Here is a 15059-nt window from a genome sequence, read left to right as displayed (position 1 = left end):
GATATCTCCAGTATAATGGATGCATTACACTGCCGAACCTAAGCCGTCCGGACCTGTTATCTTGCCCTGGCATGATACGGGTCTTGGCGGCATTATGCAGCGATTCCAAGGAGGTACATAATTACTATGTCTTACGAAACTTATTTTCAGACTGAGCGCGAGGCTCAGCTAACCGAACTCAAGCAATGGCTGGCAATTCCCAGCATCTCGGCTATCTCTACCCACAAGGAAGATGTGAACGCCGCCGCAGGCTGGCTGGTAGAGACCCTGAAGCGTGCCGGACTGGACAATATTGAGCTGCATCCCACTGCAGGCCATCCTGTTATATATGCAGACTATCTTCATGCCCCGGGCAAGCCGACGATTCTGGTGTACGGACATTACGATGTACAGCCGGTTGATCCGCTGAATCTGTGGACTACCCCTCCGTTTGAACCGGAGATCCGTGACGGCAAGCTGTACGCGCGCGGAGCCACTGATGACAAAGGCCAGGTGTTTATGCACATCAAAGCCATCGAAGCCATTCTCAAGCAGGAAGGCACACTTCCGGTCAACATCAAGCTGTGCATCGAAGGCGAGGAAGAGATAGGCAGCGTGAACCTGCCTCCATTCCTGGAAGCCAACCAGGACAAACTTGCGGCAGATGCCGTACTTGTCTCGGATACCTCCCTGCTGGAACGCGGACGCCCTGCAATCTGCACCGGACTGCGCGGACTGTGCTCACTTGAAGTCACTGTGAATACCGCACTGACAGATCTTCACTCCGGCTCTTACGGCGGCGGCGTTCCCAATGCGCTGCATGCCCTGGTGTCGCTGCTCAGCTCGCTTCATGATGACAAGGGCCGTGTGTCCGTTGAAGGCTTCTATGAAGGCGTGCCTACGCTCTCCCCGCTGCTGCGTGAGGAATTCGCCAAGCAGGGCGTAGATGAAGACAAAATCAGAGCAGGCCTTGGCCTGGAGCAATTATACGGCGAGGAAGGCTACAGCTTCGTAGAACGGGTTGGCGCACGTCCGACGCTTGAATTGAACGGCGTGTACGGCGGCTTCCAGGGCGAAGGCAGCAAGACCGTTATTCCGAAGGAAGCCCATGCCAAAATTACCTGCCGTCTTGTCGGCGACCAGGATCCGCAGCATATCCTGGATGCTGTAGAAGCGCATCTGCAGGCTAATATCCAGAGCGGCGCGAAAGTGCATGTGAAGCAGATGGAGAAAGCCCGCGCCTTCAACATCGATCCTTCTCATCCAATTCTGCAGACTGCTGCAGATGCTTACGGCAAAGTGTACGGCACCCGCGCCCTCTTCACCAAAGACGGCGGCTCGATCCCGATCATGGAGAGCTTCTCCCGCATCCTTAAGGCTCCAGTGGTTCTGATGGGCTTTGGCCTCGACGACGAGAACCTGCATGCTCCGGATGAGCATTTCAATCTGGAGAATTTCGATAAAGGCCTGCTGACGATTGTGGAGTTCCTGAAGACCGTATAATCCGGCACAGCAATTTCCAAGCTGATCCACAATAGCTGCAACAGCAAAGCCAGGCTCCCGGAGAATCGGGACCCTGGCTTTTTGAGGATCATAATACGTGATACGTATGACTGCCCTATAATCCTATTCTCGCCTGTTGTATAACGAAAACAAACAACAAAAAAACCCTTGCGGACAAGGATTTGAAATATAAATATGGAGCGGGTGATGGGAATCGAACCCACGCTATCAGCTTGGAAGGCTGAAGTTCTACCATTGAACTACACCCGCAACTCAAATTGAGTACAAGAAACATTGTAGCATTACTACGAATAAATTGCAACCCTAGCAGGATCTCCAAGATCACATTACGATGGCATTTCCAGCAGCGGCTTCAGAAAAGACAGTTCGAAATCCTCTGCCTTGACCGGCTTGCTGAACAGAAACCCCTGGGCTTCATGGCAATGCTGCTGGCGCAGGAATTGCAGCTGTTCCTTATTCTCAACGCCTTCCGCAGTTACCTTAAGCTTCAGGTGGTGAGCCATGGACGTTATCGTGGAGACAATCGCCGCATTGTTGCTGTCCTCCATCACTTCCGAGACAAAGGAGCGGTCAATCTTGAGCCGGTCAATCGGCATGTTCTTGAGATAATGCAATGAGCTGTAGCCTGTACCGAAATCATCAATACTGATACATACGCCAAGTCTCTTCAGGCGGTTCAACTGGTCAAAGGCAGTCTCCTTATCCAGTGTCATGCTCTCTGTAATCTCCAGATCAACATAGCTGGGATCGAGACCGATCTCCTGCAGAATTGCCCCAATCTTACCAGCCAGATTCGGCTGCAGGAACTGACGCATCGATAGATTAATAGAGACACAAATGGGCCGATAACCGGCATTTTGCCATGTTTTATTCTGCTGGCAGGCCGTTCTGAGCACCCATTCCCCGATTGGAACAATCAGCCCGCTCTCTTCTGCGATTGGAATGAAATCAACGGGAGAGACGAGTCCGCGTTTGGGATGATTCCAGCGCAGCAGCGCCTCCATGCCGACAATCTCTTCAGTCTCGAGCAGTACTTGAGGCTGATAGACGAGATAGAATTCGTTACGCTCCAGGGCTCTGCGCAGATCATTCTCCAGCTTGAGGCGTTCCTTCGCCTTCATCTGCATAGCCGGAATATAGCGGCGGATATCCACCCCTTGCTCCTTGGCATTGTGCACAGCAGTATCCGCGTTCTGAATTAGCTGCTCTGCCGTATCACCGTCTCCGGGGAAGATGCTCATCCCCAGACTAAGCGAAATGTGATATTCTCCGGACTCGAGGCTTACGGGTGTCTCGAACAGCCGCAGCAGCTCATTCGCCCGGACCAGACAGTTCTCAAGACCGGTCCGTTCTGTCATCAGAAAAGCAAACTCATCCGCTCCCATACTATAGAGCTCTTCATTCACTCTAACCTGATTCCCGATCCGCTGGGCGACCAGCTGCAGCAGCAAATCTCCTGCATAATGTCCGAGGGAGTCATTAATATTCTTGAAATGATTGATGTTCATGATGACCAGGCCCGAGAATCCGCGGCTTTTGTCCTTCTCACTCTGGATCACGATCTCTTCCATACGCTGCATCAGGCGGCGTCTGTTCGGAAGACCTGTAAGATCATCGTGGAAGGCCAGATAATTAATCCGGGCCTCTGCCTGCTGGTTCTCCTCAAAGGGCTCCTCTATCGTCAACCTGTAGACACCTGTGAGCAGAAGATAATAAGCCACTCCGCTGCTGAGCATCCCGAACAGATAATCCATATCTCCGACACTGAACAGATTCATGAAGAAGACCTGGCCCAGTGCAAAGAATACAAGGGAGCGGATAATAATCAGCAACGAAGCCGACTTCTCAATTTTGCCCGGATATACAATAATTCCCACTCCAAGCAGATAAACGAAAAGCACGGCCATATTCACCAGATCTCTTACGGTCTCCACCCACGGATAACCCGCCAGTCCAGGGATACTCAGGTTGCCGGCGCCAAACGCTGCCGCAGATAGCAGAATTAACATAAATGAATTCCGGAATACCTTGTGCTTGCTGTCAACCGACACCGGCCGATCTGCCCTGCAGAAGATAAGTACGATCCCCAGCGCACTGGCAAGCCGCGAGAAGGTCAGCAGCCATAGGGACTGTCCGGGACTAATATAAGAGGCAACTCCGGGAATGCCTACAAAACTGAGAACATGCAGGAAATCAAAGATGCTTACACCCAAAAACAGCGCGGATGTATAAAGTCTTGCTTTGGATAATTTATTGGAGAATAACAACCTGCCCTGGGCAAAAATCGCAAAGCCGAAAGCCACAGTGCAGCAGCCCGAAATAAGATAGAATGCCAGCAGTAAATCTTTATCCTCTATATGGCCCAGCGGTGTACGAAAAATCTGGATCAGAAGGAACAGCGCAGCCCCTATAACCGCCGCATGAATGGTCTTTCTCTCTTCTTGTCTCATAAGTCCCTCGCGTCTAAAAATGATATCTATAATAACTAGTCGATGTGTATTATGTCCTATGTATAAATATCGGTTGAATACCCCCGTAAAGTTACATCGTTCATCCTACAATATTATAAAGAAGCCATCTCTGGCAGAAAAAAAGCACCTTCCTCTAAATAGAGGTCAGTGCTTTCTTCTTCCGGACGTTTATTTATCCCCGAAATTAACCTCAGGTGTAGTCAGCTTGTCATAGAAGTCAACCGCCTTGTCTTTATCGGCTGAAGAACGCAGCGCCATCGCCGAGCGCGGATGCTCGTCCAGTGTTCCCGTAATCATGTATGGGATGATATATCCCCACTCTTCCTTCTCGCGCAACGGAATCATCAGGTTCTCAACGATATCCAGAACGGGACGGAGGGTGTATCTGGTGTTCTTCAAATGGGTAACCAGCAGCTCTGTAGGACAATTGCCGGCAGCACGGCCCATGCCGTAGCAGGAAGCGTCCAGCAGTTCGACACCTTTTTCCGCTGCAATCAGTGTGTTGGAGAAGGCCAGCTGCAAATTGTTATGCGTATGTACACCCAGGCGCTTATCCGGCAAATGTGTTCTGAACTTCTCTACCAGGTAATGGATGTCATTGTGATCCAGACTGCCGTAGGAATCTACGATATATACAACATCAACAACGCTTTCGCGGATTTGTTCGAACGCTTCCAGCAGTTCATTCTCCATGACATTGGATAGAGCCATAATATTAATCGTAGTCTCATACCCCAGATCGTGGAAGGTCTGCACCAGCTCAAGCGCCTTGTCCACATCTTTGCTGTAGCAGGCTACACGAATCAGATCCAGCATACTCTCACTGCGGGGCAGGATATCATTCACGTCTACACGGCCGATATCGACCAGTGCCGACAGCTTGGTGTGGCCTTTTTGCGGAATAACCTTGCGCAGGAAATCATCATTCAGAAAACGCCACGGACCGGCACCCTCCGATCCTTTCAGCAGCTTCGGTGAGTTTTTATATCCGATTTCCATATAATCAACACCGGCTTCATTCAAACCAGCGTATAATTTCTGAACAAATTCAATACTGAAATCCCAGTTATTCACCAATCCCCCGTCACGGATGGTACAATCGACAATTTTGCTATGATTAGTCTTCACAATCTGTTCTCCCTTCGGGCTTAGCTTCATATTATATCCTCATAATAAACAAGGCCACAAACTTACTATGCTTACATTATCGTTCAATCATACTTTAATGAAGAATAAATTGTAAAGAAAATTTCAGTAATTTCCATATAGATTTCAGGAGATCAATACAATGATATTAGTCACAGTAAAGTTCCTAACAAAATGCTACATTACAAGAAATAATTGAGATTGATTATCAATCTCTCTCGGAGGGATTACAATGGCTTCTGCATCCTGCTCCTTGCTGCGTTTACAACCGGGCACTACCGGCTCTATTTATAGAATCGAAGGCATGAACCCCATCTTGCGCCGCCGCCTTGCCGATCTGGGAGTATCCGAAGGTGTAATGATCCGCCTGAAGGGTAAAGGTCCTTTTATGGGCCCCATTACGCTGGAATGCAACGGTCAATTATTCGCTATCCGCCGGAAGGAAGCTTCGATGATTGAGGTGAAAGTTTCATGAGCTCCATCGCCCTTGTAGGGAACCCAAACACCGGAAAGACCTCGCTTTTCAATACACTCACATCTTCGTATGAATATGTCGGGAACTGGGCAGGCGTTACTGTTGAGAAGAAGGTCGGCAGCCTGAAGAACGGAGCCGGCAAGCTGATCGATTTGCCCGGAATCTATTCACTTCATCCGCTCTCCCGCGATGAGGGCGTAGCCGCCCAATATCTGATCGAAGAATCACCCGAAGCACTCATCAATATTGTCGATGCATCACAATTGGAACGAAATCTGCTGCTTACCCTGCAGCTGCTCGAATACGGCAAGCCGATTGTACTCGGATTGAACATGATCGATGTTGCCAATGCCCGCGGAATTCAGGTCAACCCTGAAGTACTGCAGGCACAGCTTGGGATAACCGTGTTACCGCTGATTGCCAGAACAGGCAAAGGCAGCAGCCAGGTGCTCAGCGTTCTGGAGAAGCCGGCTAATATTCCGCCTGTGAGCTTCCATCTGAATTATGGTGAACTCGTTGAAGCGACGATAGCTTCTATTTCAAATCAACTGCAGCAGATCTCCGGGCTGCCTAACCTGCGCTGGGTTTCCCTGCAGCTGATGGAGCAGAATCCGGTAGTACTGGAGCTGCTCAAGAAACGTATGGATACTTCTGAGCTGATGCTCCTCTGCGATGCCTGCCAGACCCAGCTGCAAAAGCAGAAGCTGGCGCTTACCCTCCCGCAATGGATCCGCTCCATCCGCATGGACTACATCCGCAGTGTATGCGCGGCGGCCATCGATGCGACGAAGCAGAAGCCGCATAATCTGACGGAGCGGCTGGATTCCATCCTGACTCACCGTTTTCTGGGATTGCCTCTGTTTATCGTCTTTATGTATGCTATGTTCAAAACGACCTTTGACTGGGCAGGCGGACCTTTATCGGATCTTCTGGACGGCTTCATTGGGGGCCCTCTCAGTGACGGAGCCAACTCATTGCTGCAGGCGATCGGTGCATCAGGCTTTACTCATGCTTTGATTGTCGATGGTATTATCGGCGGTGTCGGCGGCGTGCTTGTCTTCGTTCCCCAGATTTTCATTCTGTTCCTGATGATCTCCTTCCTGGAGGATTCCGGTTACATGGCACGCGTCTGCCTGCTGATGGACAGCACGATGGAACGGATGGGCCTGAACGGCAAAGCCTTTATCCCTTTCATTATCGGCTTCGGCTGTAACGTGCCGGCGATTATGGCTGCGCGCAGTATCGAACAGCCCAAAGACCGGATGCTGACAACACTGCTTATGCCGCTGATGTCCTGTTCAGCCCGGCTGCCGGTGTACCTGCTGTTTGCAGCGGTCTTCTTCCCGGCCCGGCAAGCAACTGCGGTGCTGGCGATGTATGTGATGGGAGTAGTCTTCGCCCTGATTCTGTGTAAATTATTCTCCAAACATCTGTTCAAGAATGAATCCTCCATCTTCATCATCGAGCTGCCGCCTTACCGGATGCCGCAGTTCAAGACACTAGGCCGCAGCACCTGGGAGAAGGGCAAAGGCTTCCTGCGTAAAGCAGGAACCATCATTCTTGCCGGTTCGGTCATTATCTGGCTAATGTCCTACGCGGGTCCTGCCGGATTCAATGTGGAGATGGACCACTCGTTCCTGGCCAAATTCGGAGGGTTGATCGCACCGCTGCTGCAGCCGCTCGGCTTCGGCACCTGGCAGGCCGGTTCCACACTGGTTCCCGGCTTCCTCGCCAAAGAGGTTGTGGTCTCCACCATGAATATCATCTACCATGCGCCGGATAGCGCAGGGCTGGAAGGACAAATTGCTTCAGTCTTCACACCGCTTAGTTCGATCAGCTTCATGGCCTTCATCCTGCTCTATATTCCTTGCCTGGCCACGGTCGGAGTAATCAGGAAAGAGACGGCATCCTGGAAATGGACCTTTTTCTCCATGGGATATTCACTGGTACTGGCGTATGCCGTGTCACTGGTTATTTTCCAGGGCGGCCGGCTGTTGGGATGGTCGTAGAGGCAGCAAGTCCAAGATTTACTGAGAGGAAGCGAGAGCAGCAATGATAGTCAATATTCTGATTGTAGCGCTTATCTTCGGGTACTCCGGCTGGATGCTGTACCGTCATGTTCAAAAGGGCAAAGAAGGCGCCTGTGCCGGCTGTGACAAAAGCAAAACCTGTTCGGCCGCATCGCTGGATTCACCTTTGTCCTGCTGCGGAACTACAGCCGATCCCAAACACTAGATCCGTCTGCGTCTCTAGAGAAAAGAATACAATTCGTTTAGAATCCTTGGCATGCGGGTATGTTAGTTATAAGCAATTACAGCCAGACCATACCAAGGAGGAATTACCATGAACACCAAAAAGACATTGTTTACTACGGTAGCATTGGGAGCAGCCTACTTGCTGAAGAATAAGAATACGCGGGACAAGATCATGAATGGGGTCCAGTCCTTTACTGCACAGATGAAAGCCAGAAAATAGGATGTAACTCAAACTAAACTCGCTTCTTTCAATAATAGTCCAAGCTTAAACAGCCGCAGTCCCGGGAATCCGGAGACTGCGGCTGTTTAGCTACATACGGGTCATAACAAGTTTATGAAGAGAACTGTGCAGTATCTGCCTCGAATCCAGAGCCAGGAGCTAAGCGGAGCAGATATTCCAGCAGCGTACGCACCATCACACCCGTTGCCCCCTTGGGGTTCACTCCCCGCTCTTTCGACAAAAATGCCGTTCCGGCAATGTCCAGATGAATCCATGGCAGACCTTCGGCAAATTCGCCGATGAATAATCCGGCTGTAGTAGCTCCGCCGTATCTTCCGGCAGCATTGCGGATATCGGCGACCTCGCTTTTTAGCATCTCGCGGAATTCCGGATAGACGGGCAGGGCCCATATCTGCTCGCCTGACAGCCTGGAGGCCTCCAGAAGCTCCGCCAGGAACTCTTCATCATTCGTTACAGCGCCCGTAGCCACATCGCCCAGAATGGACAAGACGGCCCCGGTTAGCGTGGCGACATCAATAATCCGTTCCGCTCCCCACTCCCGCGCGTACGTGATTGCATCTCCCAGAACCACTCTGCCTTCCGCATCGGTATTCAGCACTTCAATCGTTCTTCCGCTGAGGGAGGTTATAATATCACCAGGTTTAAAAGCATTGCCTGCCGGCATATTCTCCGCCGACGGAATAAGCATGACCACGTTGATCCGGGGGCGCAAACGCCCCAAGGCCTCCATGACTCCGAGTACTGCGGCTGCACCGCCCATGTCACTGATCATATCCTCCATCCCAGGAGCTCTTTTGAGCGAAATACCTCCAGTGTCGAAGGTGATGCCCTTGCCGACAATCCCCACCACATTCTCCCACTGATTGGTTCCCTGATAGCGAATGGCTATCATACGCGGCGGATTCACACTGCCTTTGCCTACGGCCTGTAATCCGCCCATTCCCTTAAGCTCAATCTCACGTTCATCCAGCACCTCAGCAGGAAGGCCGTGGCGTTCGGCTACTTCTATGGCTGCTGCCGCAAGCTCTGAAGGGGTCAGCAGATTACCCGGGAGATTGGTTAAGTCCCTGGCCAGATTCGTCGCTTCCCCAAAAGCCTGCCCCCGCAACACGCCTGATTTCCAGCGCTCATCCTCTGACTCTTCGGTCTGACGCTCCATATGCAGCCTTACGGCGCTTAAGCCGGCGTAGCCCGGCTGCTCCAGCTTGTATTGTCTGCGGCGGTAGGCCCCAAGGACCAGGCCTTCTGCAAGGACCTGGCCTGCTGTCTCTGCCTTCAGGGTCTCAGGCAGCTGGTTCAGCTGATCGGGGATCTGCACGATCAGGGTAGCAGCCTTCAGTCTGTGAGCCGCCCTGGCGGCCTGTGCCATCAGCAGCCGCAGGTCATGGGCTGATGCGCTGCCATTGCCGCTTCCGGCCAGAATGACAACCGGCAGCTCCGGACGGCCAGTCACCGGCAGCAGGTAAATTTGCCCCAGCTTGCCGCTAAACAGCCCTGCCCTGGACAACAGGCTGATCCTCTCCGCCCATTCCGCCGAAAGTCCTTCTCCCTGCGCCTGTGCCTCCGAGACTATGAAACATAAGGCATCGCCTTGCAGCGAAGCTGCCTCTGAACCGCTGCTCCATTCAATATTCATGCTGCACCCCTCCACTGACTCACTGTATTATTCCAAATAACGCAGACAGGGCTGATCTCCCGCACATGACCGTGCACTGCAGGAATCAGCCCTTAATATATTGATTATAACCCGGAAGCCTGAAAATACCGAGTCTATTGTGAGATTAATGAATGAGCGGAAGCGAAATCACGAACCGGGTTCCCTCATTCAGCCGGCTGCTGACAGAGATGCAGCCTCCATGATTCTTGATGATACGGTCACTGACCGAGAGTCCTAATCCCGTACCATTCTCCTTCGTGGTAAAGAAAGGATTGAACAGCCTATCCAGTGTGCAGATATCCATGCCCTTGCCATTGTCAGAGATAAAAATCCGCACCTCTGTTCCTTCTTTGCGCGCTCCGACCTCTATTCTGCCCATGGAATCATCCGCTCTCTCCGAGATCGCTTCCATAGCATTCCGAATCATGTTTAAGACGACCTGCTTCATTTGTTTCGTGTCTCCGGAGATGAACAGATCTTCCTGAAGCACCTGCAGATTAATCTGGCAGCCCTTCATCAGAGCTTCACTCTCCGTAAGCAGAACGACTTCCTTAAGGAGCGCCGAGACAGGAATCATACTGACCTGTGGCACCGAAGGCTTGGAGGAAGTCAGAAATTCATGAATAATGTCATTGGCACGATCAATCTCAGCCAATATAATCTTCGCATACTCCTCCTTGCCGAGCAGGTGAAGATGGGGATGCAGCAATTGAATAAAACCCCGGATCGCAGTCAGCGGGTTGCGGATCTCATGAGCAATTGAAGCCGATAATCTGCCGAGCATCGCCAGACTGTCGTTCTGGTATGCTGTCTGTTCAATCAGCTTGAAGTCTGAGATCTCTTTGAGCGTGAACAGGTAGCAGCCCTTCATCTGCTCACCGCTGCAGAGAGAGGCGCGCCAGTAACGGCCATATTCATCTACAAATTCATAGCTTGGCTTACCTTTGACCACCATTTCACGGTAGCTCCGCAAAACGAGCTTCTTCTTAAAACGGCTTAGTTGAATATGGCTTATCAAATGAGTCAGGGTGCAGCCAAGCAGAGAATGACGGCCCAGCTCCAATATGCCGTACATCTGCTTGTTTACAAACGTCAGAACTCCCTCTTCATCAAAAAGCAGAATCCCGCTGTCGATATGCTCCAGTACATCCTCATATGTAGTATCCATCGGTCCGGATTGAAACGTTCTTGCCGGTAAAAGCAAGCTTTCCTGATATTGGCTTATCACGATACGAAGTTCCCCCTTTTACTGCAATTGACGAAGACGCTTAAGCGACATCAAATTACTATGTATATGAGTATATGACGAAGCCGCCAGAACATTCGGAAATCGTATTATATTATCCAACCGTTTCAACTATATTCCAATCATATCCAAGAGAAGAAGACAACGCAATCGGAGAAACTGTCGAATGATAAAAATATTCTTAAAATGATTCTTAAGACACATTAAATATCGTTAGAATGTTTCGTTTCCTGCAAATACAATGAAAAGAGCCTCCGCATTTCGCGAAGACTCTCCTCTTTTATGACATTCCGTGGAAGCATTAAGCTTGGTATTCAGGCTTTCTGCTGCAGCCGGTGACGCCGCTGACTCATAACCGCCAGACGCTTCTTCAGTTCACGTTCCCATTTGGTATCGCCAATTTGTTTGGCTACGGCCAGCAGGTCAAGCGACATGTCGATTTGGCTGCGCACAATAGCGAGCGGATCCTCGCTCTCCATATTTATCACATTCTCGAAGATTGCTTCCTCATCTTCCATTACATAATCCTGGAAATCAACATCCGTAACTCCGTCGCCATGGGCATATTCTGCCAGGATTTCATATTCATTTTCGACTTTATAATGTACCTCTACCCGGTGGCATACCGGACAAAAAAGCAGGGGAACATTATGGACTTGCGTGCGATAATGCTTTAGGGTCCCCTTAGTTCCAACCATACTCGCTCCACAGCAAAAGCTCATTTTTGTTCACCCTCCTTGATTTTTTCCGTTGAATTCCTATTATTATATTACACAATGGCAGGAGAGATTCCTCTCCTTGAAGCTATATATTAACCTTTACGCCCATTTTCAAACGGCTTGTCCGCTAAGGATGGGCCGTTTTGGTGCAAAAAACCCCCTTGACGGGAAATACTCCCGCAAGGAGGTTCTCTTCGTATATCAAAGATCGCAGCTGATGAGGACCGGCAGCTTACAGATTCTTGTCGCCCGGTTTCCAGTTCATAGCGCACAGCCCGCCGGATTGCAGGGCCTGCAGTACACGCAGAGTTTCTTCCACACTGCGGCCTACATCATTGTGGTTAACCACTTGATATTTCAGTTCGCCGTCAGGATCGATAATGAACAATCCGCGGAGTGCGATACCTTCTTCTTCGATCAGGACGCCGTAATCGCTGGCAACCTTCTTCGTGATATCAGACGCCAGCGGGAAGTTAACCGGACCAAGGCCATTCATATCCTTAGGGGTTGTCAACCAGGCTTTGTGGCTGTGGATGGAGTCGATGCTCACACCAAGAATTTCTGTATCGAGTTCTGCGAAATCAGCCGCAGCATCACTCAGTGCTGTAATTTCGGTCGGACATACAAATGTGAAATCAAGCGGATAAAAGAAGAATACAAGCCATTTGCCGCGATAGTCGGACAAGCTAACCTTACCGAAATCCTTACCGTCGCCCGTTACTGTCTCCATGAAGAAATCAGGGGCTGGTTTACCTACCAAACGTTCTGCCATTGCTTAAATCCTCCTTTGATTATGTAAGAAAAACAACTACGGTGCCGTTAGCCGGTGCAATATGCTTTTCTTGATTTTGATGGGATGGTTACATTGTTGCTGCTACAGAACAAATGTTATCATCGTACAAAATCAAAGTCAATATTACATTGATTACTTTTTTATAATTATTATAAATAAGCAACATTTTGTGAAGTTTTTCTTCTTTCTGCGTCAAAGGAGGGCATATGTGGTAGAACTAGGCTTTGCGGATAGCGGCAACAATCAGATCGCCCATCTCTGTAGTACTGATTGCCTTGCTCTTGTCTACAGCGATATCGCTGGTCCGGTGGCCGGCATCGAGCACCTCAGCGACAGCTGCTTCTATGGCAGCCGCTGCCTCTTCGTAGCCGAAGGTCATGCGGAACATCAGCGCAAGCGACAGAATCGTCGCGATCGGATTCGCGAGCCCCTGGCCGGCAATATCAGGCGCAGAGCCGTGTACCGGCTCGTAGAGGCCGTAGCTGCCTTCTCCCAGTGAAGCCGAAGCCAGCATACCGATGGAACCGGTCAGCATCGCTGCTTCATCACTCAGGATATCTCCGAACATATTCTCAGTAACGATGACATCGAAGCTTGAAGGACGGCGCAGCAGCTGCATTGCACAGTTATCCACCAGTACATGCTCCAGCTCTACCTGCGGATATTCCGGCGCCAGTCTGTTCACTACCTCACGCCAGAGGCGCGAGGTCTCCAGGACATTGGCTTTATCGACACTGGCCAGCTTATTGCGGCGTTTGCCGGCTATCTCGAACGCCTGGCGTACAATGCGCTCTACTTCTGTTACATTGTATACGCAGGTATCCACAGCTTCTTCCCCGTGTTCACCCTGACGGCGCAGCTTCTCACCGAAATAAATACCGCCTGTCAGCTCACGCACCACCATCAGGTCCGTGCCTTCCAGTACTTCCGGTTTCAGCGTTGAAGCATCCTTCAGGCAGTCGAAGACAACTGCAGGACGCAGATTGGAGAACAGACCCAGTGCTTTGCGGATACCCAGCAGTCCGGTTTCCGGACGCAGCTCCTTCGGATTGTTGTCCCACTTCGGTCCGCCAACGGCTCCCAGGAGTACGGCATCTGCACTGCGGCAGATTTCCAGCGTATCCTCCGGCAGCGGTGTTCCTCTCTCATCAATGGCAATCCCGCCGAAGAGGGCATGCTCCGTTTCAAATGCTAGGCCGAACACTTCTTCCGTTCTTTTCAATACTTTTTCCGCTTCTGCCACAACTTCAGGTCCGATACCGTCCCCGGCAATTACGGCGATTTTCTTAACCTCGCTCATTCCTGTCACTCCTTAGGTAGTCCTGCTGCTCGCAGACATAGTTCTTCTGTATATTGTTGTATCATAACAACAGACAAAGGACAAAGATATAGATTCTATTGAACTGATAGGCGAAGCCTATAGGAGTACGGTTACCGTATCTTGCACAGATAAAAACTGCACCGCAGTTTGCTCTTGATTCTTAAGTTGTTTACAATTAGTATGCAATTGTTGTATATAACCGTTAGTCCATCTTAATGAGGGAGTGATACTAAGGTGCAATATACTAAGCTTGGCAAGTCCGGTATGAAGGTTAGCCGCCTCTGTCTGGGAACGATGAATTTCGGGCCGATTACCGACGAGAAGGAAGCCTTCCGCATCATGGATGCTGCGCTGGACGCCGGAGTCAACTTTTTTGATACTGCTAACGTGTATGGTTGGGGTGAGAATTCCGGCCTGACCGAGACCATTATCGGGCGTTGGTTCAAGCAGGGCGGCGGACGCCGTGAAAAGGTTGTGCTCGCCACTAAGGTCTATGGCGCAATGAGTGACAAGCTGGATGGTCCAAACGATGAGGCCGGCCTCTCTTCCTATATTATCCGCAGGCACCTGGAAGCCTCTCTGCAGCGTCTGCAGACCGATCATGTTGAACTCTACCAGATGCACCATATCGACCGAAACGTGTCGTGGGACGAGCTGTGGGGCGCCTTTGAGCTTGCTGTCAGCCAGGGCAAGATCGGTTATGTCGGCTCCAGTAACTTTGCCGGCTGGGATATTGCCGTAGCCCAGCAGGAAGCGAAGGCCCGCGGGTTCCTGGGTCTGGTATCGGAGCAGCATAAATACAGCCTCACCTGCCGTCTGCCGGAGCTGGAGGTTCTGCCTGCTGCCCAGCATCTCGGTCTTGGAATTATCCCGTGGAGCCCGCTTGACGGGGGACTCCTCGGCCGCAATGCCTTGAAGAAGATCGAGGGGAGCCGCAGCGGGGGCAATTCAGAACGTGTAGAGCAGCATAAGAGCCAGCTGGAAGCCTTTGCGGAGCTGAGTCTGGAGCTGGGCGAACCGCAGGATAATATCGCACTGGCCTGGCTGCTGGCCAATCCTGCGGTGACGGCTCCGATTATAGGACCGCGTACACTGGAACAATTCGAAAGCGCGCTGCGCAGCCTGGAGATCACTCTGGACGAGTCCGTGCTGAAACGTCTGGACGAGATTTTCCCGGGACCCGGCGGTGCTGCTCCGAAGGCTTATGCCTGGTAAGCAGGGTTTAAGAACCC

General features: G+C 51.0%; 13 protein-coding genes and 1 tRNA gene. 6 read left to right on the top strand and 8 right to left on the bottom strand.

What is annotated here, in order from left to right; all coding sequences use genetic code 11:
- The first annotated feature begins 126 nt into the window (after positions 1-126).
- The gene (locus NSU01_RS07570; RefSeq protein WP_042134502.1) at positions 127-1482 is read left to right on the top strand and encodes a dipeptidase; all 1356 of its coding nucleotides are present in this window, start codon (positions 127-129) and stop codon (positions 1480-1482) included.
- A gap of 196 nt (positions 1483-1678) precedes the next feature.
- On the opposite strand, the gene NSU01_RS07565 is transcribed toward NSU01_RS07570, so the two are convergent.
- The 3 genes from NSU01_RS07565 to NSU01_RS07555 all read right to left on the bottom strand — a co-directional run bounded on the left by NSU01_RS07565 (position 1679) and on the right by NSU01_RS07555 (position 5102).
- Positions 1679-1752: transfer RNA gene (locus tag NSU01_RS07565), tRNA-Gly, on the bottom strand.
- 77 nt (positions 1753-1829) lie between these two features.
- Positions 1830-3953 (bottom strand): EAL domain-containing protein, encoded by a 2124-nt coding sequence (locus tag NSU01_RS07560; protein ID WP_076248685.1) that lies wholly within the window; start codon positions 3951-3953, stop codon positions 1830-1832.
- Positions 3954-4142: 189 nt separating this feature from the next.
- Positions 4143-5102 carry an aldolase catalytic domain-containing protein gene (locus NSU01_RS07555; protein WP_179093653.1) on the bottom strand — a complete coding sequence of 320 codons (960 nt, stop codon included), beginning with the start codon at positions 5100-5102 and terminating at the stop codon, positions 4143-4145.
- Between the two features lie 250 nt (positions 5103-5352).
- Here NSU01_RS07555 and NSU01_RS07550 point away from each other — a divergent pair, with 250 nt between their 5' ends.
- From NSU01_RS07550 to NSU01_RS07535, 4 genes are all read left to right on the top strand, one after another.
- Positions 5353-5595, top strand: a complete 243-nt coding sequence (locus NSU01_RS07550; RefSeq protein ID WP_042134498.1) for a FeoA family protein — start codon at positions 5353-5355, stop codon at positions 5593-5595.
- The gene (gene feoB, locus NSU01_RS07545) at positions 5592-7604 is read left to right on the top strand and encodes a ferrous iron transport protein B (protein ID WP_042134496.1); all 2013 of its coding nucleotides are present in this window, start codon (positions 5592-5594) and stop codon (positions 7602-7604) included. The genes NSU01_RS07550 and feoB overlap by 4 nt, the downstream gene beginning before the upstream one ends.
- A gap of 43 nt (positions 7605-7647) precedes the next feature.
- Entirely contained in the window at positions 7648-7830 is a 183-nt protein-coding gene (locus NSU01_RS07540; protein ID WP_039301473.1) for a FeoB-associated Cys-rich membrane protein, read from the top strand.
- Between the two features lie 108 nt (positions 7831-7938).
- Complete coding sequence (locus tag NSU01_RS07535; RefSeq protein ID WP_256704057.1) at positions 7939-8070, top strand: hypothetical protein; 132 nt, start codon at positions 7939-7941, stop codon at positions 8068-8070.
- 112 nt (positions 8071-8182) lie between these two features.
- Here the strand turns inward: NSU01_RS07535 and NSU01_RS07530 are convergent, their stop codons facing one another.
- The 5 genes from NSU01_RS07530 to leuB form a co-directional block, all read right to left on the bottom strand.
- Complete coding sequence (locus NSU01_RS07530; RefSeq protein WP_076248687.1) at positions 8183-9727, bottom strand: leucyl aminopeptidase; 1545 nt, start codon at positions 9725-9727, stop codon at positions 8183-8185.
- Between the two features lie 145 nt (positions 9728-9872).
- Entirely contained in the window at positions 9873-10976 is a 1104-nt protein-coding gene (locus tag NSU01_RS07525) for an ATP-binding protein (RefSeq protein ID WP_042134493.1), read from the bottom strand.
- A 332-nt stretch (positions 10977-11308) separates the two neighbouring features.
- Positions 11309-11716 carry a hypothetical protein gene (locus NSU01_RS07520; RefSeq protein ID WP_039301477.1) on the bottom strand — a complete coding sequence of 136 codons (408 nt, stop codon included), beginning with the start codon at positions 11714-11716 and terminating at the stop codon, positions 11309-11311.
- Positions 11717-11945: 229 nt separating this feature from the next.
- Positions 11946-12485 (bottom strand): peroxiredoxin, encoded by a 540-nt coding sequence (locus NSU01_RS07515; RefSeq protein ID WP_039301479.1) that lies wholly within the window; start codon positions 12483-12485, stop codon positions 11946-11948.
- 238 nt (positions 12486-12723) lie between these two features.
- Positions 12724-13806, bottom strand: a complete 1083-nt coding sequence (leuB, locus tag NSU01_RS07510) for a 3-isopropylmalate dehydrogenase (protein WP_042134492.1) — start codon at positions 13804-13806, stop codon at positions 12724-12726.
- 255 nt (positions 13807-14061) lie between these two features.
- Between leuB and NSU01_RS07505 the strand changes: the two genes are divergently transcribed.
- A complete protein-coding gene (locus NSU01_RS07505) occupies positions 14062-15042 on the top strand; it encodes an aldo/keto reductase (RefSeq protein WP_076248689.1) in 981 nt (326 codons plus the stop codon).
- Positions 15043-15059: the final 17 nt, after the last annotated feature.

Origin of the sequence: Paenibacillus sp. FSL H8-0259 (assembly GCF_037963255.1) — a bacterium.
Lineage (GTDB): Bacteria > Bacillota > Bacilli > Paenibacillales > Paenibacillaceae > Paenibacillus_AQ > Paenibacillus_AQ phytohabitans.
This window is presented reverse-complemented; position numbering and strand designations above follow the sequence as displayed.